At 65.2% G+C, this 23,142-nt stretch carries 20 protein-coding genes; 14 read left to right on the top strand and 6 right to left on the bottom strand.

Going from position 1 to position 23,142, the window contains the following annotated elements; all coding sequences use genetic code 11:
• Positions 1-2 precede the first annotated feature (2 nt).
• The 3 genes from HND55_11380 to HND55_11370 form a co-directional block, all read right to left on the bottom strand.
• Positions 3-440 (bottom strand): hypothetical protein, encoded by a 438-nt coding sequence (locus HND55_11380; protein ID QKK03198.1) that lies wholly within the window; start codon positions 438-440, stop codon positions 3-5.
• An 86-nt stretch (positions 441-526) separates the two neighbouring features.
• Entirely contained in the window at positions 527-1,273 is a 747-nt protein-coding gene (locus tag HND55_11375; GenBank protein ID QKK03197.1) for a C26 family cysteine hydrolase domain-containing family, read from the bottom strand.
• A gap of 93 nt (positions 1,274-1,366) precedes the next feature.
• Positions 1,367-2,428, bottom strand: a complete 1,062-nt coding sequence (locus HND55_11370; protein ID QKK03196.1) for a DUF3524 domain-containing protein — start codon at positions 2,426-2,428, stop codon at positions 1,367-1,369.
• Positions 2,429-2,578: 150 nt separating this feature from the next.
• On the opposite strand from HND55_11370, the gene HND55_11365 reads away from it, so the two are divergent.
• Entirely contained in the window at positions 2,579-3,109 is a 531-nt protein-coding gene (locus tag HND55_11365) for a carboxymuconolactone decarboxylase family protein (protein ID QKK03195.1), read from the top strand.
• 6 nt (positions 3,110-3,115) lie between these two features.
• On the opposite strand, the gene HND55_11360 is transcribed toward HND55_11365, so the two are convergent.
• Positions 3,116-4,744, bottom strand: coding sequence for an AMP-binding protein (locus tag HND55_11360; protein QKK03194.1), 1,629 nt, complete (start codon positions 4,742-4,744; stop codon positions 3,116-3,118).
• Positions 4,745-4,840: 96 nt separating this feature from the next.
• Here HND55_11360 and HND55_11355 point away from each other — a divergent pair, with 96 nt between their 5' ends.
• Positions 4,841-6,160 (top strand): replication-associated recombination protein A, encoded by a 1,320-nt coding sequence (locus tag HND55_11355; protein QKK03193.1) that lies wholly within the window; start codon positions 4,841-4,843, stop codon positions 6,158-6,160.
• 92 nt (positions 6,161-6,252) lie between these two features.
• Positions 6,253-6,657: a hypothetical protein gene (locus HND55_11350; GenBank protein ID QKK03192.1), complete on the top strand. Its 405-nt coding sequence runs from the start codon at positions 6,253-6,255 to the stop codon at positions 6,655-6,657.
• A gap of 59 nt (positions 6,658-6,716) precedes the next feature.
• On the opposite strand, the gene HND55_11345 is transcribed toward HND55_11350, so the two are convergent.
• Entirely contained in the window at positions 6,717-9,182 is a 2,466-nt protein-coding gene (locus tag HND55_11345) for an FtsX-like permease family protein (GenBank protein ID QKK03191.1), read from the bottom strand.
• Between the two features lie 73 nt (positions 9,183-9,255).
• Positions 9,256-10,002 carry an ATP-binding cassette domain-containing protein gene (locus HND55_11340; GenBank protein ID QKK03190.1) on the bottom strand — a complete coding sequence of 249 codons (747 nt, stop codon included), beginning with the start codon at positions 10,000-10,002 and terminating at the stop codon, positions 9,256-9,258.
• A 49-nt stretch (positions 10,003-10,051) separates the two neighbouring features.
• On the opposite strand from HND55_11340, the gene HND55_11335 reads away from it, so the two are divergent.
• From HND55_11335 to HND55_11285, 11 genes are all read left to right on the top strand, one after another.
• Positions 10,052-10,630 (top strand): arylesterase, encoded by a 579-nt coding sequence (locus HND55_11335; GenBank protein ID QKK04091.1) that lies wholly within the window; start codon positions 10,052-10,054, stop codon positions 10,628-10,630.
• 77 nt (positions 10,631-10,707) lie between these two features.
• Positions 10,708-12,303 (top strand): electron transfer flavoprotein-ubiquinone oxidoreductase, encoded by a 1,596-nt coding sequence (locus HND55_11330; GenBank protein QKK03189.1) that lies wholly within the window; start codon positions 10,708-10,710, stop codon positions 12,301-12,303.
• Between the two features lie 183 nt (positions 12,304-12,486).
• On the top strand, positions 12,487-13,611 hold the full coding sequence (aroC, locus tag HND55_11325; GenBank protein ID QKK03188.1) for a chorismate synthase: 1,125 nt from the start codon (positions 12,487-12,489) through the stop codon (positions 13,609-13,611).
• A 97-nt stretch (positions 13,612-13,708) separates the two neighbouring features.
• Complete coding sequence (locus tag HND55_11320; protein QKK03187.1) at positions 13,709-14,725, top strand: aspartate-semialdehyde dehydrogenase; 1,017 nt, start codon at positions 13,709-13,711, stop codon at positions 14,723-14,725.
• A gap of 85 nt (positions 14,726-14,810) precedes the next feature.
• Positions 14,811-17,489, top strand: coding sequence for a hypothetical protein (locus HND55_11315; protein QKK03186.1), 2,679 nt, complete (start codon positions 14,811-14,813; stop codon positions 17,487-17,489).
• Positions 17,490-17,504: 15 nt separating this feature from the next.
• Positions 17,505-18,305 carry a tRNA pseudouridine(38-40) synthase TruA gene (truA, locus tag HND55_11310; GenBank protein ID QKK03185.1) on the top strand — a complete coding sequence of 267 codons (801 nt, stop codon included), beginning with the start codon at positions 17,505-17,507 and terminating at the stop codon, positions 18,303-18,305.
• On the top strand, positions 18,302-18,904 hold the full coding sequence (locus HND55_11305; protein ID QKK03184.1) for a phosphoribosylanthranilate isomerase: 603 nt from the start codon (positions 18,302-18,304) through the stop codon (positions 18,902-18,904). The genes truA and HND55_11305 overlap by 4 nt, the downstream gene beginning before the upstream one ends.
• Positions 18,905-18,917: 13 nt before the next feature.
• Entirely contained in the window at positions 18,918-20,120 is a 1,203-nt protein-coding gene (gene trpB, locus HND55_11300) for a tryptophan synthase subunit beta (GenBank protein ID QKK04090.1), read from the top strand.
• The gene (locus HND55_11295; GenBank protein ID QKK03183.1) at positions 20,117-20,956 is read left to right on the top strand and encodes a tryptophan synthase subunit alpha; all 840 of its coding nucleotides are present in this window, start codon (positions 20,117-20,119) and stop codon (positions 20,954-20,956) included. Before trpB ends, HND55_11295 begins: the two co-directional genes overlap by 4 nt.
• Positions 20,957-20,958: 2 nt before the next feature.
• Positions 20,959-21,882, top strand: coding sequence for an acetyl-CoA carboxylase carboxyltransferase subunit beta (locus HND55_11290; protein ID QKK03182.1), 924 nt, complete (start codon positions 20,959-20,961; stop codon positions 21,880-21,882).
• Positions 21,883-21,916: 34 nt separating this feature from the next.
• A complete protein-coding gene (locus tag HND55_11285; GenBank protein QKK04089.1) occupies positions 21,917-23,137 on the top strand; it encodes a bifunctional folylpolyglutamate synthase/dihydrofolate synthase in 1,221 nt (406 codons plus the stop codon).
• Positions 23,138-23,142 lie beyond the last annotated feature (5 nt).

The following is a 23,142-nucleotide window of genomic DNA, read 5'->3' as shown; positions in this document are numbered from 1 at the left end:
GATCAGCGCAATATACCGCGCTGCAGCATCGCCCGAGTGTAGAAGACCAGGAAGATGCTGATCACGGCGATGACGCCCGAAAAGATGATGCCCGTCGTTCCCATGATCTCGGCGCCGTTGGAGAGCAGGAAGTTCTCGAACGACGTTGCCAGCATGGCCAGCAGGGAGATGATGAACAGGCAGTAGGCAATTCGCCGCCGCAAGAGCATGGCCAGCGCTCCGAGCAGGGCACCCCAGGTGGCGATGCCCCAGGTGACCACGGCCCAGGCCGGAATGCCGTAGAAGAAGGTCAGCTGTTCCTCGCTGAATGCGGCCATATAGGATTCCAGCCGGATCTGCGTGGCCAGAAAGTCGAAGGCGCCGACGGCGTTCCACAGCAAAGCCACAACGCCGATGATCCAGAAATGCAGGGGAATCGTTGCTGTCGTGTCTCTAGTCATATCCGAGGCTCCAGTACCGGGTGGTATCGACGCGCCTGTCAGGACAGGCTGTCGATATTGTGCGCCGCCGGTCGAGTACAGACAAGTCAGCGCGAGCCGAGCACCAGCCGACTGTCGGGCTCTTTGAGCCGGGCGAGCCAGCGGCTGAAGACTGCGTCGGCCAGCTTGAGCGTCCCGGGCAGATGGCGCCGGGTCGCCAGCCGGATGTCTTCCGGTGCGCGTCCAAGCCCGGAAGCGGCCAGGTCATTGCGGTAGAACGGCAGGGTCAGCCAGCGTCGGATCAGCCGCTCATCGAGCTCGAGATGGAACTGGAAGCCCCAGGCCGACTCCCCGACCCGGAAGGCCTGACAGCCGCTGTTCGGGTGCTCGGCCAGGCTGACGCCTCCGTCGGGGCAGTCGAAACCCCAGTGATGCCACTGATAGACCGGGCGGGGCCGGTCCAGCGGTGCCAGCACCGGATCGGTCGCCGTGGCGGCGGTCGGATGAAGGGTATACCAGCCGATCTTCGGCTGCGGCGCGGGCCCGACCGCTGCGCCATGGACATGGGCAACAAGCTGCGCGCCCAGACAGATGCCGAGAACCGGCTTGTCTTGTTGCATTGCCTGCTCGATCAGCCGGCACTCGGTCAGCAGGTGTTTGTGGCGTTCGGTCTGGTCCACCTGCATCGGGCCGCCCAGTACGATCAGTCCCTGGTAGCGGTCCAGGCGCGGCTGCGCGTCGGGGTCACGCGCGAAATTGACATAGCGTATCCGGTGGTTGCGCTCACGCAGCATGGGGTCGAGCAACCCCAGCGGCTCGGCGGCAACATGCTGGAAGACGAGGACGCGGGCCATGCGCCAGAGTGTAGCCTGCCCAGCGCGCCAATGAGACAGGCCCTGGTCAGATCCGGCGCCTGGAGCCGATCGTCGCGCGGCCGCCAGCGCCACCTACGTCGACCTGATGGTGCCCGCGCTTGCGCTTAGCCACCGCGCCCAGTGCGGCGCCAGCGCCGGCGCCAGCCAGCGCCCGATATCGACCGGTGCGGGGCGCTTGCCTTCCAGCCAGGCGGCCAGTGTTCCGACCAGCGCTTCGACCTCCCCCGCCGGGTAGCGGCAAGGGTCCGGGTACTGTTCGACGTAACACAGGCCGTCGGGCACCAGCGGCAGCGCGCCGGCGCTGGCCGCCTCGAGCATGCCCAGACCCTGGAATTCGTGAATGGCGGTGCTCACCGCGATACCGGCACGGCCCAGCACGGCCCGATAGCGCTCCACGGGCAGCCGGGCGTCGACGACGATGCGTTCTGCCAGCTGCTCGCGAATCCTGCGCAAGGCCGGTGGTGTCTGGCGAGGCCGTTTGCCCAGCAGCGCGAGCCGGAATCCGACGCCCTGGTCGGCCAGGCGGCAGAGGGCCTCGGCGAACAGCTCCGGGCGCTTGTCGTACTCCCAGCGGTGATTCCACACGATCAGCCGCGGATCGCGCTTGCTGGCCGGCGGTACGGGTTCGACGGGCACGGGCAGGCGTTGACACTTCGCTGCCAGGCGCGACGTGAGGTTGCCGGGCACCCGGTCGGGCATCCTCGCGGCGAACTCGGCGACGCCGTCGAGAAAACTCGCCTGGTTGTAGCCGGAATTGAACAGCAGCTGATCTGCAGCCAGTGCGCCGTATAGCTGCACAACAGCCGGTTCGATGGTCCTGAACTGACGGTCGCTGACCGGGTAGGCAAACTGGTTTTCGTGGAAGTAGTAGGCCGCAGGTACACCGACCAGCTGCGGCTGCAGTCCCCTGAGCGTTGCAAGGTCGACCATGGACGAGGCCAGCACCAGGTCCGGCGGCTCGGCGGGAATGGCGTCAAGCCAGCTCAGCGGATTGCCGCGAATGCGCCACGCGAAGTGCCTGCCCGGCAGTTCGCGCACCGTCCACTCGACATTCTCGATATGGCCCAACAACCAGTCCGTCCAGGCAGCGTGACTGTCGGAGCGGTAGGCGGAGAGGAGAAGAATGCGGGTCATGCGCTCGTGGGGTGCCGTCTTGCGGCTACTACGTATTTTGATCGCAGCGGGCCAGTCGCAGATTGGAGATGCAAGCCGGGCCAGCCGCAGCATAGCGCGTCAGCTCGTGGCATGCCCGTTCACTTTCATTCCGGACACAGGAGAGAACCGATGAGCCATAGCGTACACGACAAGTCCACGGCGCCATCCGAGGCCCGTCCGCTGCTTGAAAAGGCCGAAGCCGCATACGGCTTTGTGCCCAACCTGCTCGGCGTCATGGCCGAGTCGCCGGCCTTGCTGGAGGCCTACATGACGATCGGCCAGATCTTCGAGAAAACCGATTTCAGCGCGACCGAAAAGCAGGTGGTGCTGCTGGCGGTCAGCGCCTACAACGAGTGTGGCTACTGTACCCGGGCGCATACCACCATTGCCTCGATGCAGGGCGTGCCGGACGATGTGGCCAAAGCCGCGGCCGAAGGCCGCAGGATCGACGATCCCAAACTCGAGGCGCTGCGTACCTTCACGACGACAGTTGTGGCCAGCCGCGGCAACCCGGACGCGGACGATCTCTCTGCCTTTCTGGATGCCGGCTACCAGCGCCGTCATGTGTTCGATGTTTTGACGGGTGTGGGCATGAAGACCCTTTCGAACTACACCAACCACGTTGCCCGGACACCGCTTGACGAGCAGTTTGGCGGATGATCGCGATCAGTCCTCGAAGGTGATCCGGTCGTCCGCCCGGGCGACCAGATCCGCATATTTCTTCTCAATGACGTCGCGCTTGAGCTTGAGCGTGGGCGTGAGCAGGCCGTTGTCGACCTCCCAGGTCTCGCTGACGACGATCAGCCTGGCCAGGCGCTCATGCGGCTCGAGTTCGCGATTGAGTTGCTCCAGGTCGGACTCGAGCTGCCGGGCCAGATGAGCCCGGCCATCGGGTGCATGCCCGGCCAGCTGGACCAGTGCGACAGGCTGCGTCATGCCGCTGCCGAGCACGCAGGCCATCTCGATCCAGGCGTTGCGTGCCAGCAGGCTTTCGATCGGCACCGGGGCGACATACTTGCCCTTGGCGGTCTTGAACAACTCCTTGACGCGGCCGGTAATGGTCACCCAGCCGTTCTGGATAAAGGCGCGGTCACCGGTTCGAAAGAAGCCGTCTTCGGTCATGCTCTCGGCGGTCAGCCCGTCTGCCAAGTAGTAGCCTTCCATCAGACAGGGGCAGCGAATCAGCAACTCCTGCTCGTCGCTGAGCTTGAGTTCCGCCCCGGGCAGGGCGCGGCTGATGGTGCCGAACCGGGGTTCGATGTCGATCCCGATCTGGGTGCCATAGGCGAAGGTCTCGGTCATGCCCCAGCCTTCACGAATGGTTACACCCGCCCGATCCCACCATTCCAGCAGGGAGACGGCCATTGGGGCGCTGCCGCTGGCAAACCAGCGTACCCGGTCCAGGCCCAGCCCCTGTTTGATCCTGCGCTGAATCAGTCCGGCCACGAGGGGAATCTTCAGCAGCCGGTCGAGTTTCCCGGGCGGCAGTTTTTCGAGCACGCCCAGCTGGAAGCGCTTCCACAGCCGCGGCACCGAGCCGAACAGGGTCGGCCGGACATAACGCAGATCCTCGGCAAAGGTATCGATCGACTCGGCAAAGTACAGTGAGGTTTCGGCGTAAAAGCTTACTGCTTCGACGTAAGCGCGCTCGGTGCAGTGCGACAGCGGCAGGTAAGAAAAGACCTTGTCGCCTGCTTCCACGCCGAGCGCCGACTGGATCGACTGCCCGACAAAGGCGAAATTCGAAAAGCTGTGCATTGCGCCCTTGGGTGTGCCGGTGCTGCCGGAGGTGTAGAGCAGGGTGGCCAGGTCGTCTTCGCGCCGCTGGCGGGTCTGGAACTCACCGGCAGGCGGCTGGGCCAGTTCGTCCCAGTCGTGATCACCGCGAGCCTCAGGATAGGGCATCGCGATCATGGTCACGTGCCCGGGAACGCCCGCGAGTCGCTGTTCCGCCTCGTCAATCTTGCCAACGAAGCAGGCCCGACATTGGCTGTGTTCGAGGATCTGGCGGATGGTGTCGGCCCTGGCGGTCGGATAGACCGGCACGCTGACCAGGCCAGCGAGAATGATGGCCATATCGGCCAGCACCCAGTGGGCGCAGTTACGCGAGATCAGTCCGACGCGATCGCCGGGGTCGAGGCCCATTCGCTCAAGGGCGGCGGCCATTCGACGGGCCTCGTCGAAGGCTTCTGACCAGCTCCAGGTGTGCCATTGCCGGTCAATCGGCTGTGACAGGTAGAGCTGGCCGGGCGTAGTCCTGGCCCGGTGCGCCAATTGGTCCTGAATGCCGCGCATGCGAGCGTCCTCCCCTCGCGTAAGGTTTTCCTGGGGAGTATAGCAACGCGAATGGTGAAAGCCGCCATCGACCTTTTCGAAGCGTAAAATGGGGGCATGAGCGATCTGTTCGCATCCGGGACAACCGATCAGGTGCCTGCCGGGCCACTGGCCGATCGGCTGCGTCCGACGTCGTTCGACGATGTGGTCGGCCAGGATCACCTGCTTGGCGAGAACGGACCGCTGCGGCGCATGATCGAATCCGGGCGGGTTGCTTCCCTCGTGTTCTGGGGTCCGCCAGGCACCGGGAAGACCACGCTGGCTCGCCTGCTGGCACAGGTCGGCGACCTCGCCTTCGTTCAGATCTCCGCCATCTTTTCCGGCGTCGGTGATCTCAAGAAGATCTTCGAAGCCGCCCGGATACGCCGTCACAACGGCCAGGGGACGCTGCTGTTCGTCGACGAGATTCACCGCTTCAACCGCGCGCAGCAGGACAGCTTTTTGCCTTGCGTCGAGAACGGCACGATCACGCTCGTGGGCGCCAGCACGGAAAACCCCTCTTTCGAGCTCAACGGAGCGCTGCTGTCACGTATGCAGGTGCTGGTGCTGCACCGGCTCGATGCGGGCGCGCTCGGACGGCTGCTCGAGCGGGCCGAAAACCATGTCGGGCGTTCGATACCGGTCGATCCGGAAGCCCGGGAGATGCTGCTGGCCATGGCCGACGGCGATGGCCGCTACCTGCTCAACATGGTCGAGTCGGTCTACGAACTGGCCGGGGAAAACCGGTGCCTGGATCGTGAACGTGTGGCCGGGCTCGTGCAGCGACGGGCGCCGGCCTACGACAAGGACCGCGAGGAACACTACAACCTGATTTCGGCGCTGCACAAGTCACTCAGAGGTTCGGATGTCGATGCCGCCTTGTACTGGCTGGCCCGTATGCTGATCGGGGGCGAGGACCCGCTCTATGTCGCTCGGCGCCTGATCCGTTTCGCTTCCGAGGATGTCGGTCTGGCCGATCCCCAGGCTCTGACACAGACGCTGGCCGCCCGCGAGGCCTATGAGGTGCTCGGTTCGCCCGAAGGCGAGCTTGCCATCGTCCAGGCCGTCGTGTACCTGGCGACCGCACCGAAGTCGAATGCTCTTTACAAGGCTGCGGGTACCGCCTGGCGGTCGGCAAAACAGACCGGCTCGCTGATGCCGCCGGCGCATCTGCTCAACGCCCCCACCGGACTGATGAAGTCACTCGGCTACGGCAGGGACTACGTCTACGATCACGATACCGAGCACGGGTTTTCCGGCCAAGGCCATTTTCCCGATGCCATGGGTCGACAGAAGTTCTACAAGCCGGCCGAGCGCGGTTTCGAGCGCGAAATTGCGCGCCGGCTCGCGTACTGGGAGCGTCTCAGGGCAGCCGGTCAACCGCATGAGCCTGAGTGATCGGGCGCTTTTACAGCCCAAAGTTTTGAGGTATATTACAAACATATTGGTGTAACAGCGTGACCGGCAACAAATTTTTAATGAGTACAGGCATGAGACGCGATAAAGACGACGATATCTACGATTTCATGAGCAGCGACACGCTCAAGCGGGCCGAGGAGCTGTGCGCATCGATGTCAAGCAACCTCGGGCTCGAGCGGCGCGGGCAGCTGGTTCACTGTCAGGGGGCAGTGTCGGACATGGCGCAGTCAGGCGATCGTTTTATCGAGGTCACGGTGGCCGATCCGGATCAGGGCGATACGCTGACGCTCATCTCGTCAAAGCCGCTGCCGGCATCCAACAACGCGCTGCTGGTCTATCGGCCCGCGCCGGGTAGCGACCGCAAGTATCTGGGCGCGCACCCTGAAAGCTGGCTCGGTAAACGCCAGGAAGACAAAGACAATCCACACTACATTACCCGCTACACGATTCTGCGCGACATTCGAACCCAGCGCTGAAGCACCTCACTCGCCGGTAGCGACACGCCCGGACTCCACAGACAGCGCGACGAACCGTTTCAGGCGTCGTGCTTTGCGCGCAGAATTTTCATGGCCGGAGTCTGCAGAACAGAGCGGTTGCCCAGCCAGCCGCTGCCCACCACCAGCGCAAAGGCGGCCAGGGCGCCGGCGGCCAGCAGCTGCGGTGAGGGTCGGTAGCTGAAATCAAACATCTGGCTGGCCAGCAGCCAGCCGGTCAGCGTCGCACCGCCGGTGGCCAGAATGGCGGCGATGACCGCCATTGCGCTGTACTCGATCAATATGCCCCGGCGGATCATTGAATCATCGGCGCCCAGCGCGCGAATCAGCGCCGCTTCGCTGCGGCGCTCGTCACGAGTCGCTTCAAGGGCTGCCAGCAGCACCACCAGACCGGCCAGCAGGGTAAAGAAGAACACCACCTGAGCGGCCGACGAGACTCGAGCAATGATCTCGCCAATGCGGTCGAGCAGCGCGCCGATATCGATGATGGAGACGTTCGGCCAGCGCTGTTGCAGCGCGCGCAGCTCGCCGCCGTCACCCGCGCTCCGGAAGCTGGCAATGAGCTGATGCGGCAGCGAGTCGGCGGCCGACGGGCTGAGCAGGATGAAAAAGTTGACGTTGAACGACTCCCACTCGACTTCGCGCATGCTGGTAACCGTTCCGGCCAGGCGCTGACCGCCGGACTCGAAGACCATGGTGTCACCGACCCCGATCCCGGTGCGCTCCGACCATCTCAGCGCCAGCGAAATCTCACCTTCGGAGTCGGGCTCGAAGAACCCGCCTTGGACGATGCGATTGGCCGGGGGCAGCCTGTCGATCCAGGAAACATTGACCTGGCCGGCCCAGCGGTGATCGGGCGGCGGTTCGCCGTTGACTTCGACCAAATTGACTGTGGCCATCGGTCGGATCTGCAGGTTGTCCGCTCCGATCGAGCGGAGCGATTCCTCGACCGCCTCGCGCTGATCGGGCTGAATATTGACCACGAAGTGATCGGCCGTATCCGGCGGCAGGCTGGCGCGCCACTGATCGAGCAGTTCGGTGCGCACGATCATCAGCAACAGCAGCGCCATCAGACCCAGGCCCAGCGCCGTGACCTGGATGATGCCCTGGCCACGCCGGCGCTGCAGCCCGGCCAGGCCGAATCGCCAGTCAGCGCGTGCGTGGCGTGAGGCCAGCCGGGCCAGGCGCATGGCCAGCCATCCGGCCGCCGCAAGCAGCCCCGCCAGGCCGGCCGATCCCCCGAGCACGATCAGCGCCAGTCTGACTTCACCAAGCTGGATAACCGGAATGGACAGCGCACCGAGCACCGGCAGCAGCCACAACCATCCGGTCAGGCGCGGACGGCTGTCGAGCGAGCGGTTGAGTATGCGCATGGGGGCGACGGTACGCAGCTCAACCAGCGGCGGCAGCGCGAAGCCGGCGGTCAGCAGCAGCGTGAACGCAGCGCTGCCGAGAAGTGGCGACAGGCGTGCTGCGGGCAATGGACCGGCCGGCCCTTCGGACAGGATGATGGCGAGCGCCGTTTGCGCAAACCAGCCGAATAGTCCCCCCAGCGCGCTGGCAGCCAGCGCAAGCCAGAACAGCAGCAGGCCCATGGCGGCGAGAATCTGGCGGCTCTCGGCACCAAAGGCCTTGAGTAACGCAACCAGATCGCGCTGGGATCGGGCAAAGCGCAGGGCCGCCAGCAACACCGCCACGGCCGCCAGGATCACCGCCGTCAGTGCAGCGACGCTGAGAAAACGCCGGGCCTGGGCCAGCGCCCGGCCGGTTTCGGCCTCGGCCTCGGCGACCGTCTCGATTCCCTGGCGCCCGGTAAGTCGAGGCTCAATCCAGCGCCGGAATTCGGCAACCGCCGGCTCGCTGCCGGCGACCAGCAGGCGCCAGCGCACGCGTGAGCCGGGGCCGAGCAGTTCACTTTCCAGCAGGTCGTCCATGTGAATGATCAGGCGCGGGGCGAGCATGAAGCGGCTGCCGCCGCGGTCCGGTTCCCAGGTCAGAACGCGGTCGACCGTGACGGGACGGCGACCGATATCGACTTCCACGCCAGTGTCGGTCTCGAACAGGCGCAGGCCCCGTGCTGCCATCCAGCCCCGACCGGGTTCCGCCGCCCCGGCGCTTGTCGCCGTCTCGTCGCCGCCGAGCCGCTCGGCCAACTTGAGCTGGCCGCGCAGCGGATAGCCGTCGGTGACGGCCTTGAGGTCGATCAGATGGCTTTCCTCACCGATGAAAATCACGGTGGACAGCAGCGCGATCTCGGCGGTCTCCAGGCCCATCCCGGCGGCCTTGTCCCGATACTCGTCCGGGAGCCGCTCGCGGCCGGTGACCACCAGGTCGGCGGCCAGCACTTCGCCGGCCTGCCGCTCCAGCGCTCGCCCGACCCGGTCGGTAAACAGACTCACCGCTGCCAGTGCCGCCGTGGCCACCACCAGCCCGGCAAAAAGCATCACGAGGGCACTGGAGCGCGCCTGGCGGGTGAGGAGTTTTAGCGCGAGCGTGGTGGCGTTCATCGAATCAGGCTGGCTTGAAAAACAACGAAACCACGGAATACACGGGAATCACGGAATGAGTGGCGAGTCGTATTCAACTTCCGTGTGCTTCCCTGCTTTCCGTGGTTTCATCGGGGGTTTTACTGGGCCGCCTTCCGTTGATGTCCAGCAGGATTCCGTCCTCGATTTCTTCCACACGCCCGCATCGCCGCGCGAGCCGCATGTCGTGGGTGACCAGCACCAGTGCCGTGCCGTGGTGTTCGTTGAGGTCGAACAGCAGGTCGGCCACGGACTCGCCGGTGCGCTGGTCGAGGTTGCCGGTGGGTTCGTCGGCGAACAGGATGTCGGGCTCGCCGGCAAAGGCCCGCGCGATCGCCACGCGCTGCTGTTCGCCGCCGGAGAGCTGGCGCGGATAGTGAGCCAGGCGGTGGCTCAGACCCACCTGCTCAAGCGCGTGGCGGGCGCGTGCATCGACCCGGTTCCCGCCGCCGATCTCCAGCGCCAGCTGGACGTTTTCCAGCGCGGTCAGACTGGGCAGCAGGTGAAACGACTGGAAGACGAAACCCACATGCCGCCTTCGCAGCCTGGCGCGGGCGTTCTCGTCGAGGTGCGTCAACTCATGGTTGACCAGGCGCACTTCACCGCGGGTCGGCAGGTCCAGTCCGGCGAGCAGACCGAGCAGCGTGGTCTTGCCCGACCCGGAAGCGCCGATGATGGCCAGCGTTTCTCCGCCGTTGAGTTCAATGCTGATACCCTTGAGGATATCGAGTCGCCCGCCGGGTGCGTCGACGCTGAAACCGATCTGCCTGGCGGACAGAATCCTGAGTGCGGAGTCATTCATGTTCAATCGCTGCCTGCAAAAGGTGATTGCCGCGGTGCTGCTGTCGACGATGCTGTGGGGCAATCCGTCTGGCGCTGCTACCGTTGTCGTTATCGGCGACAGTCTCTCCGATGCCTACTCGATACCCCGTGAATCCGGATGGGTCGCCCTGCTTGCCGGGCGGGTCGACGGCAAACACGAGGTGATCAACGCAAGCATATCGGGCGAGACCACGGCTGGCGCGCTCACGCGCATGGATGCTGTGCTCGCAAGCTATGAGCCCGACCTGGCCCTGATTGTCCTGGGGGGCAACGATGGCCTGCGAGGCCTGTCGCCGCGGCAGACCGAATCCAATCTGGCGGCGCTGATCGAAAAAGGCAAGGCAGCCGGAGCGGAAGTCGCCCTGATGCAGATGCGCCTGCCGCCCAACCTGGGTCCGGTCTACATTGAACGCTTCGAGGCCGTTTACCCGCGGCTGGCAGAGCGTTTCGGGGTTGAGCTGCTGCCCTTCTTACTTGACGAGATCTTCGATCAGCCCGGCATGCTGATGGACGATGGCATCCACCCGACAGCCGAGGCCCAGCCGCTGATGCTCGAGGCGCTGTGGCCCGAGCTCGAACGTCTGCTCGATTCAGCGGCTGGCAATTGAGACGCCGGCCTTTGGGCTGACACCGCCAGTGCCTTGCCTGTATCCTTGCAGGTCTGGCCCGAATTCTCAGCGAACCCATGTCCGAACGCGAAATCATGGAATACGACGTGGTGATCGTCGGCGCCGGGCCGGCCGGTCTGGCCTGCGCGATTCGGCTCAAGCAGCTCTCCGACGATCTCAACGTCTGCGTGATCGAGAAGGCCGCCGAAATCGGCGGACACATCCTCTCCGGCGCGGTCATCGAGCCCGGGCCGCTGGATGCGCTGATCGAGGGCTGGCGCGACGATCCGCCGCCGATCTGCGTGGCGGCCGGCAAGGACCAGTTCCTGCACCTGGGCAAGACCGGCAGCCGCAAGCTGCCCACCCCGCCCCAGCAGAACAACCACGGCAACTTCATCGTCTCGCTCGGGGCGCTGTGCGCCTGGCTGGCGCCGAAGGCCGAGGCGCTGGGTGTGGACCTGTTCCCTGGTTTCGCCGCCGCCGACCTGAGCTACAACGACGCCGATGAAGTCCAGGGCGTGATCATCGGCGACATGGGCGTCGATATCGAGGGCAATCCCAAGGATACCTACGTCCAGGGCATCGAGATCCACGCGCCGGTGACCGTGCTGGGCGAGGGCTGCCGCGGCCACCTGTCCAAGCGCGCCGTCAGGAAGTACAAGCTGGATGCCGACTGCGACCCGCAGACCTACGGCACCGGCCTGAAGGAACTGTGGCGCCTGCCCGAGGGCCGCGTACAGCCGGGCCTGATCCGGCACACGGTCGGCTGGCCGCTGCCCAACGAGATCTACGGCGGCAGCTTCGTCTACCACCTCGACAAGGACCGCGTGGCGGTGGGCTTCGTCTGCGGCCTGGACTACCAGGACCCGCGCTTCATGCCCTTCGAGGCCTTCCAGCAGTTCAAGCACCACCCGATGATGCGCGAGCTGCTCGACGGCGGCGAGATCCTTTCGGCCGGCGCCCGCGCCCTGGTCGAGGGCGGCTACCAGTCGCTGCCGAAGGTCGAGATGCCCGGCGCGATGCTGATCGGCGACTCGGCCGGCCTGCTCAACGTGCCCAAGATCAAGGGCACCCACCAGGCGATGAAGTCGGGCATGCTGGCCGCCGAGCATCTTTCCGAAAAACTCAGCAGCGAAGGCTTCGACGCGCGCCTGCGCGCATCCGACATCGTGGCCGAGCTCAAGAAGGTCCGCAACATCCGCCCGGGTTTCAACAAGGGCCTGTGGCGCGGCATGTTCACCGCCGCGGTCGAGACCGTCACCGCCGGCAAGCTGCCGCGCACCCTGCCAAACCACGCCGACCACGAGCAGTACCGCAAGCTCGACGAGCCGGGCTTCGACTACGACTACGTCGAGCGCGACCTGCCGCCGCGCGATCGCCTGGCCTCGGTGTATTTCTCCCAGACCGAGCACGACGAAGACCAGCCGGTGCATCTCAAAATCACCGACCCGGACGTGTGTTTCACACGCTGCGAGCCCGAGTACGGCAACCCCTGCACCAAATTCTGCCCGGCCAACGTCTACGAAGTGGTCGAGGACGAAGGCGGCAAGCGCCTGCAGATCAACGCCGCCAACTGCGTCCACTGCAAGACCTGCGACATCGCCGATCCCTTCCAGGTCATCGAGTGGGTCACGCCCGAGGGCGGGGCGGGGCCGAATTACACCAATCTTTGATGGGGCTCTGAACATGAGTCTTCGCTTTGTGCCTCCATCCCCGGATTCCGGTTTCCGGTGTTTAAGCGTTCGCGCAAACGGGAATCCGAAGCCGGACCGTCTAACGCCGTTACGCCATCACGGCAGTCAAAGCGATCCCGAAGCCTTCCTGAACCCGGAACCCGGAACCCGGAACCCGTAACAATGCCTTCCAACTCCTTCGGCCGCGTCCTGACCCTGACGACCTTCGGCGAAAGCCACGGGCCGGCGATCGGGTGTGTCATCGACGGATTTCCGCCGGGCATGGCGATCACTCCGCAGGAGATTCGCGACGAGCTGATGCGCCGGGCGACCGGGCAGAGTCGGTGGACTTCGCAGCGCAAGGAGGCCGAGGACGTCCAGATTCTTTCCGGCACGTTCGAGGGCAAGACCACCGGCACGCCGATCGCGCTGCTGATCTACAACACCGATGCGAAGTCGAAGGATTACTCGAAGATCGCGAATCAGTTCCGGCCCGGGCACGCCGACTACACCTACCACCACAAGTACGGCATTCGCGATTATCGCGGCGGCGGGCGGTCCTCGGCGCGGGAGACGGCCATGCGGGTGGCGGCCGGTGCGCTGGCGAAGAAATGGCTGCGCGAGAAGCTCGGGGTCGAGATCACCGGCTGGCTCGGCCAGATCGGCGAGGAAGTCTGCGACGAGAACTTCGACCCCGAAGTGATCGAGACCAATCCGTTTTTCTGCCCCGACGCCTCGCGGATCGAGGCGCTCGAGGACTACATGAAAAAGCTGTGGAAGTCCGGCGATTCCGTTGGCGCACTGGTCAAGGCCCGCGCCACCGGGGTGCCGGTGGGCCTGGGCGCGCCGGTCTACGCCAAGCTCGACGGCGATCTGGCGGCGGCGATGATGAGCATCAACGCCACCAAGGGCGTGGAAATCGGCGCTGGATTCGCGTCGGTGGCCCAAAAAGGCACCGTGCATCGCGACGAGATCGCGCCGGAGGGATTCGAGTCCAACCACGCCGGCGGCGTACTGGGCGGCATTTCGACCGGCCAGCCGCTGGAGGTGGCGGTGGCGTTCAAGCCGACCTCCTCGCTGAGACTGCCCGGAAAAACCGTGGATATCCGGGGTGAGGCGGTTGAAATCGTCACCACCGGCCGCCACGACCCCTGTGTCGGGATTCGCGCCGTGCCCATTGTCGAGGCCATGCTGGCGTTGGTAATCATGGACCACTGGCTGCTGCATCGGGCGCAATGCGCGGAGGTGCCGCCCCAGACGCCGCGAATTCCCGGAACGCGCGCAACCTCGACCGATGACGGCGGGTAGCGCCTGAAGCCGGCGCTCCGGCCCTGGCCTGGTGCGATGGTTGAGTTGGCGGCTGGCGGGCTGAATGGCATTGAACGCATCGACAGACAGGAACAGCATGCACGAATCGAAGCAGGGTTATCGGGTCGCCGTCGTCGGGGTGACGGGTGCGGTCGGCGAGGTGATGCTCGACGTGCTGGCGACGCGGCGCTTTCCGGTGCGAGAGGTGGTCGCTCTGGCCAGTCCGGATTCGGCCGGCCGCCAGGTGCAGTTCGGTGATCGTTCAATCCGGGTCACTGACCTGGCCGGTTTCGATTTTTCGGGCTGGGACCTGGCGCTTTTTTCCGCCGGGGGCCGTGTGTCGGCTGAACACGCGCCGAGAGCGGCAGCGGCCGGCTGCACCGTCATCGACAATACCTCCCATTTCCGCATGGATCCGGCGGTGCCGCTGGTCGTACCCGAGGTCAACGGCCACGTGCTCGACGACTTTCGCGGTGGCATCATTGCCAACCCCAACTGCTCGACCATCCAGATGCTGCTGGCCGTCGCGCCCATTCACCGCGCGGTGGGCGTGGCGCGAATCAATGTCTCCACCTATCAGTCGGTTTCCGGCGCCGGGCGTGCCGCCATGGATGAGCTGGCGCGCCAGAGCGCCGATCGTTTCAATTTCCGTGAGCCCGAGCCGAAGGCGTTTGCCCAGCCGATTGCGTTCAATGTGATCCCGCTGATTGACCGGCTCGAGGACAACGGCTACTCGCGCGAGGAGATGAAGATGCACCGGGAAACCCGCCGCATCCTCGGCAGCGAGACGATCAGCGTCAATGCCACGGCGGTTCGCGTGCCGGTTTTCATCGGGCATGGTGAGGCGGTTCATCTCGAAACCGAAGCCCCCATCGACCTGTCGCAGGTCCGGCGCCTGCTGACTGCGGCGCCGGGCGTGGTGCTGCTCGAGGGCGAGCGCCAGGCCACCCCGCTGGTTGATGGCAGCGGCAGCGACGCGGTCATTGTGAGCCGATTGCGCGTCGATCACAGCCACCCCAGGGGGCTGGATTTCTGGGTCGTGGCCGACAACTTGCGCAAGGGCGCGGCCCTCAATGCGATCCAGATTGCCGAAAGACTGATTTCACGAAACTGAAATCGGTGCTTTATTGTTGTGTGAGGTCGTTGGTATACTCGGTTGATATACCGCCATTTTGTTTGCATAGAGGGTGCTGGCGCTCATGTCTACGAGCAATGTACGATGGGTTGTCCCGGTTCTGCTGGGAACGCTGATTCTGCTGTTTCCGGCAGGGACACTGCGTGCCCTGGGGCTCGGCGAGGCGCGGGTCGACTCCTGGCTTGGCCAGCGACTGGACGTATCGATCCGGCTGATCGAGGCGGAAGGCGAAGCCGGGGATTCGCTGACCGTCGGCGTGGCCTCGCTGGAGGATTTCGAGCGTCTGGGCGTACCCAGCGAGTCGCTGGCACTGGGGCTCGGGGTCAGCGTGGATCGAAATGTAGACCCGCCACGGGTCAGGATTCGCTCACAACAGGTCGTCAGCGACCCCATCGTGCAGGTCTTGATCGACGCGCGCTGGTCGAACGGGCGGGTACTGCGCGAGTACACGCTGTTTCTGGATCCGCCAACGATCGATTCACCGCCGCCGGTGCAGCGCCGCCCTGCGGTCGAGCCTGAAGCCGCCACGCCGCCCCCGCCACGCCCGGCCCGCACCGAGCCGGCTGACCGTCGTCCGGCCGCGACCCCGACCCCGGCCGAGCCGGCGTCAGCCCCGGCCCCCTCGGCCAGGCAGGGTGCCGGCAGCGTCACCGTGGCGCGCGGTGACACGCTGTGGAGAATCGCCAACGACTGGCGACCGGATCGCTCGCTGAGCATGGACCAGGTCATGCTGGCCATCTTCAACCGCAATCGCCAGGCGTTCATCGACGACAACATCAACCGCCTGCGCAGTGAAGTCCGGCTGGACATGCCCGATGTTGCGGATGTCCGCGCCATCAGCGACAGCCGCGCTGAGCAGACCATCCGGGAGCACATGCGCGCCTGGCAGCAGGGCACCGCCGAACCGGTGCCGGTGATCAGCGAGGCCGGTCTGCCGGAGGCGCCGGCCGATCAGGTCGCGGATCCGGCGCCCGCGGCTGTCGAACCCGAGTCGGTACCAGAGCCGGAGCCGGAGTCTGAAGTGGTCCACCGGCTGGATGTGGTGCCTCCGGAAGAGGATGATTTTGCCGATGGATCGGCGGTCTCGGACGGCGATATTGAACGCGTTGAGCAAGCCATCACGCAGATCGAGGACGAGCTGCTGCTCGAGGATCTCGGTGGCGAGGAGTTCGATCAGCGCATTGCCGAGATTCGTGACGCCCTGAGGGCCCGGGACATGGCCGGTCTGGCCGTTGCCGAGGAATCCCTGGCCGAGCTGGAGCAGCGTTTGCGCGAAGAGCGTGAGCGCCGGGAAGCCCAGGCGGCGCGCGAAGAGGTTGTGGAATCGACCGATTCGGTGTCCGATTATCTGCGCGAACTCGAACAGGAGCTGGCCGCCGAAGAAGCGGCGACGGACGTTGGTTCGGATTCGTCCGAAGCGCCGGTTTCCGACGCCGAGATGGCCGATAGCCAGACCGGCGGTGAACAATCCGCGGACGCTTCGGAGGGAAGCGATCAGACCAGCCCGACGCAGGCCACCGAGCCGATGCCGGTGACCCGCTCTCCGGGTGGCGGTTTCGGCTGGCTGTGGCCGGCAGTCGGTGTGCTTGTGGTGGTGGTTGCAATCGCGCTGCTCGTCCTGTGGCTGCGTCGTCGGGGCGGTGGTGCCGGCGATACGGCCGAAGATAACCGTCAGTGGCTCGAGGAAATCCGGGCCGAGGTAGCCAGCAACCCGTCCGATCTGACCGCTCATCTGATGCTGCTGCGCGCGCTGGCCGATCATGGTGACGAGGCCGCTTTTGCAGATGCCTTTGATCGAATGTACCAGCAGGTCGACGACGAGTCGGCCGGGGAATGGCAGGAGGCGCTCAGTCTGGCCGCGGCACACGCTCCGGATCATCCGCTGTTGACGCCGCGCGAGGAACGGCCGGTCGAGGCTGGCGATGAGCTTGAACGGCGTGCCGATGAGCTGATGGGCATGTTCGATGAAGAGGAGGCCGGTACCGCGACAGGAGCCGACGATTTCGAGCTGGACGAAGGCAGCGAGCCGGATGAGTCCGTGTTCGACGAGATCGAGGTCGACGAAGCGTCTGAGGATCAGGCGGTAACCTTGCCGGGCGAGGACGATGAGGCTGACGAGAACAAGTCGGCGCTTGGAGAGGATATGGACCTGGCCGTTCTTGCCGAACGTCTGGATGATCCGTCCCAGGAACCGGGTCAGGACACGTCCTTCGACGAGGCGGGTACCGAGGCCGATTTCGATGAGTTTGACGAGATCGAGGAGCTGCCCAGCACGCGATCCGACGATGACCAGGGTGGGCCGGACGAAGCGGTCAGCGAGGGCGTGGAGTCCACCGGGGAATCGGCGGGAATGGATCTGGATTTCGAGTTTTCTTCGCAGGTCGAGGCGGACGATAACAGCACTGACAAGACCGTCATCGACGAAACCGAAACCCCGTCCCCCGAGGTCTACGAGGATCTGGATCTGCCGGAAGAGGACGCCGGTGATGCGGACTCGGAAGTACCGCCCGGGCACGGCGAAGAGCCGGTGCCTGGGGCTGAGGCGGCCGGCGATGAGCCGCCAGACGACCAGCGCGAAGGCGCGACGCTCAGCGACGAGGACGCCGACGTGAAGCTGGATCTGGCGCGGGCGTATATTTCGGTTGACCTGGCCGATTCCGCGCGCACAGTGCTTGAAGAAGTGGCCAGCGGCGGCAGCTCTGAAAAACAGGCCCAGGCCCGCAAACTGCTCGACGAGCTCTGATCGCCTGGCGCTCACATGCGCCTGGCGGCAGGTGTCGAATACGACGGCAGCGGATTCTTCGGCTGGCAGCGGCAGCGCCAGACGCCGACCGTGCAGCAGTGCCTGGAAGAGGCGCTGGCGCGGGTTGCCGATCAGCCGGTAAGGGTCCATTGTGCCGGCCGAACCGATAGCGGGGTGCATGCCTGCTGCCAGGTCGTTCATTTCGATGTCGAGTGCGAGCGCAGCGAGCGTGCCTGGGTGCTCGGCACCAATACTCATTTGCCCGGTGGCATCAGCCTGCTGTGGGTGCGCGCGGTCGATGACCGGTTTCACGCGCGCTTTTCGGCCACGCGGCGACACTATCGATATCGCATTCTCAACCGCTGGGTGCGTCCGGCCATTGAGCTTGGCCGGGTCAGCTGGGTGCGCCGGCCGCTTGATGTCGGGCGCATGCAGCGCGCGGCCCGGCCACTGATCGGCGAGCATGACTTCTCCAGCTTTCGGGCAGTTGGTTGCCAGTCCCGCTCACCGGTGCGCACGGTCCACGCCATCGATGTGGCGCGTGAGGGCGCAGAGATCATGATTGAGGTGGAAGCCAATGCCTTCGTCTATCACATGGTGCGCAACATGGTCGGAACCCTGATTCCCGTCGGGACCGGCGAGCGCCCGGTCGACTGGCCGCGTCAGGTGCTTGAGGCGCGCGACCGGACCCGCGCCGGCGTCACCGCTGCGGCCGAAGGCCTGTATTTCGTGGCGCCAACCTATCCGGGCTACCCGGGACTGCCGCTATTTGAAACGGTCGGCTTTCCGGACGATGCCGGGGGTGAGACGCCGTGACCCGGGTCAAGATCTGCGGCATTACCCGCCTCGACGATGCGATGGCCGCGGCCGCTTTGGGCGCGGATGCGATCGGTCTGGTGTTTGTCGGAAGCAGCCCGCGCTGCGTTGACCCGGAAACGGCGCGGGCCATTTGCCGCGCGCTGCCGCCATTCGTCAGCCGCGTCGGTCTGTTCATGGATCCCCGGCCTGGCGATGTAACCGGGGTGCTTGATAAGGTGCCGCTGGACTGGCTGCAGTTTCACGGCAGCGAAAACCAGGCCTTCTGTCGCCAATTCGGGCGGCCCTGGATCAAGGCGCTGGCGATGGGCGATGAAGCGGTCGCTGTCGATGGGTTCGAGCAGGCCGACGCGCTGTTGCTGGATGCGCACCGGTCCGGCCAGCGTGGCGGTCGCGGTGACACCTTTGACTGGAACCGAGTCCCGGCGCTCAAGCAGCCCTGGATTCTTGCCGGTGGACTGCATCCCGGAAACGTGGCTGCGGCCTGTCGTCGGCTCTCACCGATGGCCGTCGATGTCTCCAGTGGCGTGGAGCGCAGTCCGGGCGTCAAGAGTGATAAGCTGATGCATGAGTTTATTGAGGCGGCAAGACATGGCTGAACCAGCACCCGACATGACGATCGAACAGCGACTGCCGGATGCCGGCGGCCACTTCGGTATGTTCGGTGGTCGCTTCGTTTCCGAGACGCTGATGCCGGCACTCGAGGAACTCGAGGTCGCCTGGCGCAGATATCTGGCGGATGATGAATTCGTGGCGCGGCTGGATGCGGACCTGGCGCATTTCGTTGGCCGGCCCTCACCGCTGTATTTTGCAGAGAATCTCACGCGCAAGCTTGGCGGCGCGAAGATCGTGCTCAAGCGCGAGGATCTCAATCACACGGGCGCGCACAAGATCAACAACACGGTTGGTCAGGCGCTGCTGGCCCGGGCGATGGGAAAACAGCGCGTGATTGCCGAAACCGGTGCCGGTCAGCACGGGGTTGCCACCGCGACCGTTGCGGCACGGTTGGGCATGCGCTGCATTGTGTACATGGGCTCGGAGGATATCCGGCGTCAGTCGGTCAATGTCTATCGCATGAAGTTGCTTGGCGCCGAAGTGGTCAGCGTCGAGGCCGGTTCGAAGACGCTCAAGGACGCGCTCAACGAGGCCATGCGCGACTGGGTGACCCACGTCGACGACACCTTCTACGTGCTGGGCACGGTGGCCGGCCCCCATCCCTATCCGGCCATGGTGCGCGACTTCAACGCCGTTGTTGGCCGCGAGGCGAGGCGGCAGATGCTCGAGTTGTACGGGTGCCTGCCCGATGCGCTGGTGGCCTGTGTTGGCGGTGGCTCCAATGCCATCGGTCTGTTTCACCCGTTTATCGCTGATGCCGGCGTGGCCATGGTCGGTGTCGAGGCGGCCGGTCACGGACTGTCCGGTCACGAGCATGCGGCCAGCCTGTGCGCCGGCCGTGTTGGCGTGCTGCACGGCAGCCGGACTTATCTACTCGATGACGATGCCGGCCAGATCCGCAACACCCATTCAATATCGGCCGGGCTGGACTATCCGGGTGTCGGCCCAGAACACGCCTGGCTGAAGGATTCGGGTCGGGCCAGCTACGTCGGAATTGACGATGAGGAAGCGCTGGCGGCCTTTCACGAGCTCACGCGCGGCGAAGGCATCATGCCGGCGCTTGAAAGTGCCCACGCCATCGCTCACGGCATGAAGATGGCCGCCGGCATGAAGCCTGATCAGATCGTGCTGGTCAACCTCTCAGGGCGGGGTGACAAGGATATCAATACCGTGGCTGAACTGGAAAGGATCTCGATTTGAACCGCATTGACCAGCGTTTTCGTCAACTGAAGGCGCAGGGGCGCTGTGCCCTGATTCCGTATGTGACCGCCGGGCATCCCCACCCGGATGCCACGGTTGCAGTCATGCAGGCGGCCGTCGAGGCCGGCGCGGACCTGCTGGAGCTCGGAATGCCGTTCTCTGATGTCATGGCCGACGGGCCGGTCATCCAGAATGCCTGTGCACGTGCACTTGAGCACGGTGTCGGTCTGGATGAGGTGCTTGCCATGGTCGCTGAATTCAGGCGCTGCGACAGCGCAACCCCGGTGGTCCTGATGGGCTATGCCAACCCGATTGAGCGGCGTGGCATCGAGCGGTTCTGTGTTGAAGCGAAATCGGCCGGGGTTGACGGGGTGCTGGTGGTCGACTGCCCGGCCGATGAAGCCGAGCAGTGGCGCAGCGAGCTCGTCGACAGCGGGCTGCACCAGATTTTCCTGGTTGCGCCCACGACGACGCCCGGGCGTCTGCAGCGCACGGCTGAACTGGCCGGCGGTTTCATCTACTGCGTTTCGATCAAGGGCGTGACGGGCGCGGCTTCGCTGGACATCGCGACACTGGCGCCGGCGGTGGCCGAGGTGAAGGCGGCATCGGAAGTCCCGGTGGCGGTCGGTTTCGGTATTCGCACACCCCAACAGGCGGCCGCGGTGGCCGGCCATGCCGATGGCGTGGTCATCGGTTCGGCCCTGGTGGCACAGCTTGACCGGGCCGATACGCCAGCAGCGGCCGTGGCCATTGCGCGGGACTATCTTGCCTCGGTCCGCCGTGCCATGGACAATACCGCCTCTGCCCGCCTGAATTCCGACACCGTGCGCGCCTGACCATGAGCTGGTTTCAGAAACTGATGCCGTCGCGCATCCGCACCGAAGGCGGCAAGAGCCGCAAGGTGCCTGACGGTCTGTGGACCAAGTGCAAGTCCTGTGATGCGGTGCTCTACCGCCCCGAACTCGAGCGCAATCTGCACGTATGTCCGAAGTGCGACTTCCATATGGCGCTGACCGGACGGGCTCGCCTCGCTGCGTTTCTGGACGAGGGCAAACACGAGGAAATCGGGGCCGAGCTGATGCCGGTCGACGTGCTGAAGTTCCGCGATACCAAGAAATACCGTGACCGCATCAACGCCAGCCAGAAGGCAACCGGCGAAAATGACGCACTGGTTGCCTTGCGCGGACAGCTGCTGGGACTGGATCTGGTCGCCTGCGCCTTCGATTTCCGGTTCATGGGCGGTTCGATGGGTTCGGTGGTCGGCGAACGCTTTGCCCGGGCCGCCGGTCAGTGCCTGGAACATCGTCTGCCGCTGGTGTGCTTTTCGGCATCCGGCGGTGCACGCATGCAGGAAGGGCTGTTTTCCCTGATGCAGATGGCCAAGACCTCGGCCGCGCTGGCGCTGCTGGCCGAGTCCGGACTGCCCTATGTTTCGATTCTGACCCACCCCACGACCGGCGGCGTGTCGGCCAGTCTCGGCATGCTGGGTGACATCAACCTGGCCGAACCCAACGCGCTGATCGGGTTTGCCGGCCCGCGCGTGATCGAGCAGACCGTGCGCGAGAAACTGCCCGAAGGGTTTCAGCGTTCGGAGTTTCTGCTCGACAAGGGCGCGATCGACCAGATCGTTGACCGGCGCGAGCTGCGCCAGCGTGTCCATGTGCTGCTGACCCTGTTGTCGGGCAACGACCGGCAGGCGGTGCGTGAAGGCGAGTTGGTTGACCCGCAGGACGATGCGGGTGTGAGTGACCGGTCGGACTGATTCTTCCCGCTGCCCGTCCTTGAACCCCACCACCCTGAGTGCCTGGCTCGACGCGCTGGAGCGACGAAGCCCGCAGTCGCGCATCGTGCCGGGTCTGGAGCGTGTCGCTACGGTTGCCGAACGCCTGGCCATCGGGCCCGGTCGGCGGCCAGTCATCACCATTGGCGGAACCAACGGCAAGGGTTCGGTCGTGGCCATGTGCGAGTCGATGCTGGTGGCGGCCGGTCATCGTCCGCTGGCCTATACCTCGCCACACGTTCACGCCTTCGCCGAGCGCATGCGTATCGGCGGGGTCATGGCGTCGGAATCGGCCATTGTGGAATCCCTGGAGGCGGTGGAGGCGGCTCGCGCCGGCGTCGATCTGACCTATTTCGAGCACATCACGCTCGCCGCGATGGTGTTGGGCATGGACAGCGATGTCGATGCCTGGCTGCTTGAGGTCGGACTCGGCGGGCGTCTGGATGCGGTCAACGTCGTTGATGCTGATATCGCGATCATCACCAGTATTGGCCTGGATCACGCTGACTGGCTCGGGTCCACGCGCTCGGCGATCGGCCGCGAGAAGGCCGGTATCGCCCGCGCCGGACGCCCGGTCATTGTGGGTGAGCCGCGGCCGCCGTCGGGGCTGCTTGAAGCCCTGCATGAGCGCGGGGCGCGTATTTTCCGTCCCGGACGCCATTGGGCAGCGCGGCGCCGCGGCAGCTGCAGTCTGCGGCCCGCGGCGCTCCCGGGCGACTGGCAGTTGCGCAATGCCGCCTGTGCAGCGGCCGCACTGGCGCTGCTCGAGGAGCGACTGCCGGTTGATGCTTCAGCAATGGCCAGGGGATTGCGGGGCGTCTGCTTGCCTGGCCGGTTCGAGCGGTTTGACTGCGGCACCGAGGTCATCGTCGATGTTGCCCACAATCCGCACGCGGCCCGTGGTCTGGCGCGGATGCTGGAGCCGAGCGAGGGCCGCAGCGTCGCGGTGTTCAGTGCCCTGGCCGACAAGGATGTGACCGGAATTGCGCGACCGCTCCAGCACTGCTTTGATGCCTGGTTCGTGGCCAGCAGCGCCGGTGATCGCGGACAGTCGGGCCAAGTGCTGGCGAGCCGTGTCCGGCGGGCGTCTGTCACTGGCCGCGTGGAAACGGTAGAATCGGTAGCCGCGGCTCTTCAGCGCGCGCTCGCCGAATGCGGACAGGGCGACCGTATCGTCGTGTTCGGGTCATTTCGCACCGTGGCTGAAGCGTGGCCCCTGATCAAACAGCATTTGTGACCATC

The sequence above is a fragment of the Pseudomonadota bacterium genome, from assembly GCA_013285445.1.
Lineage (GTDB): Bacteria > Pseudomonadota > Gammaproteobacteria > Xanthomonadales > Wenzhouxiangellaceae > Wenzhouxiangella.
The sequence above is the reverse complement of the archived record's forward strand: the minus strand, read 5'-3'. Positions and strand labels throughout refer to the sequence as shown.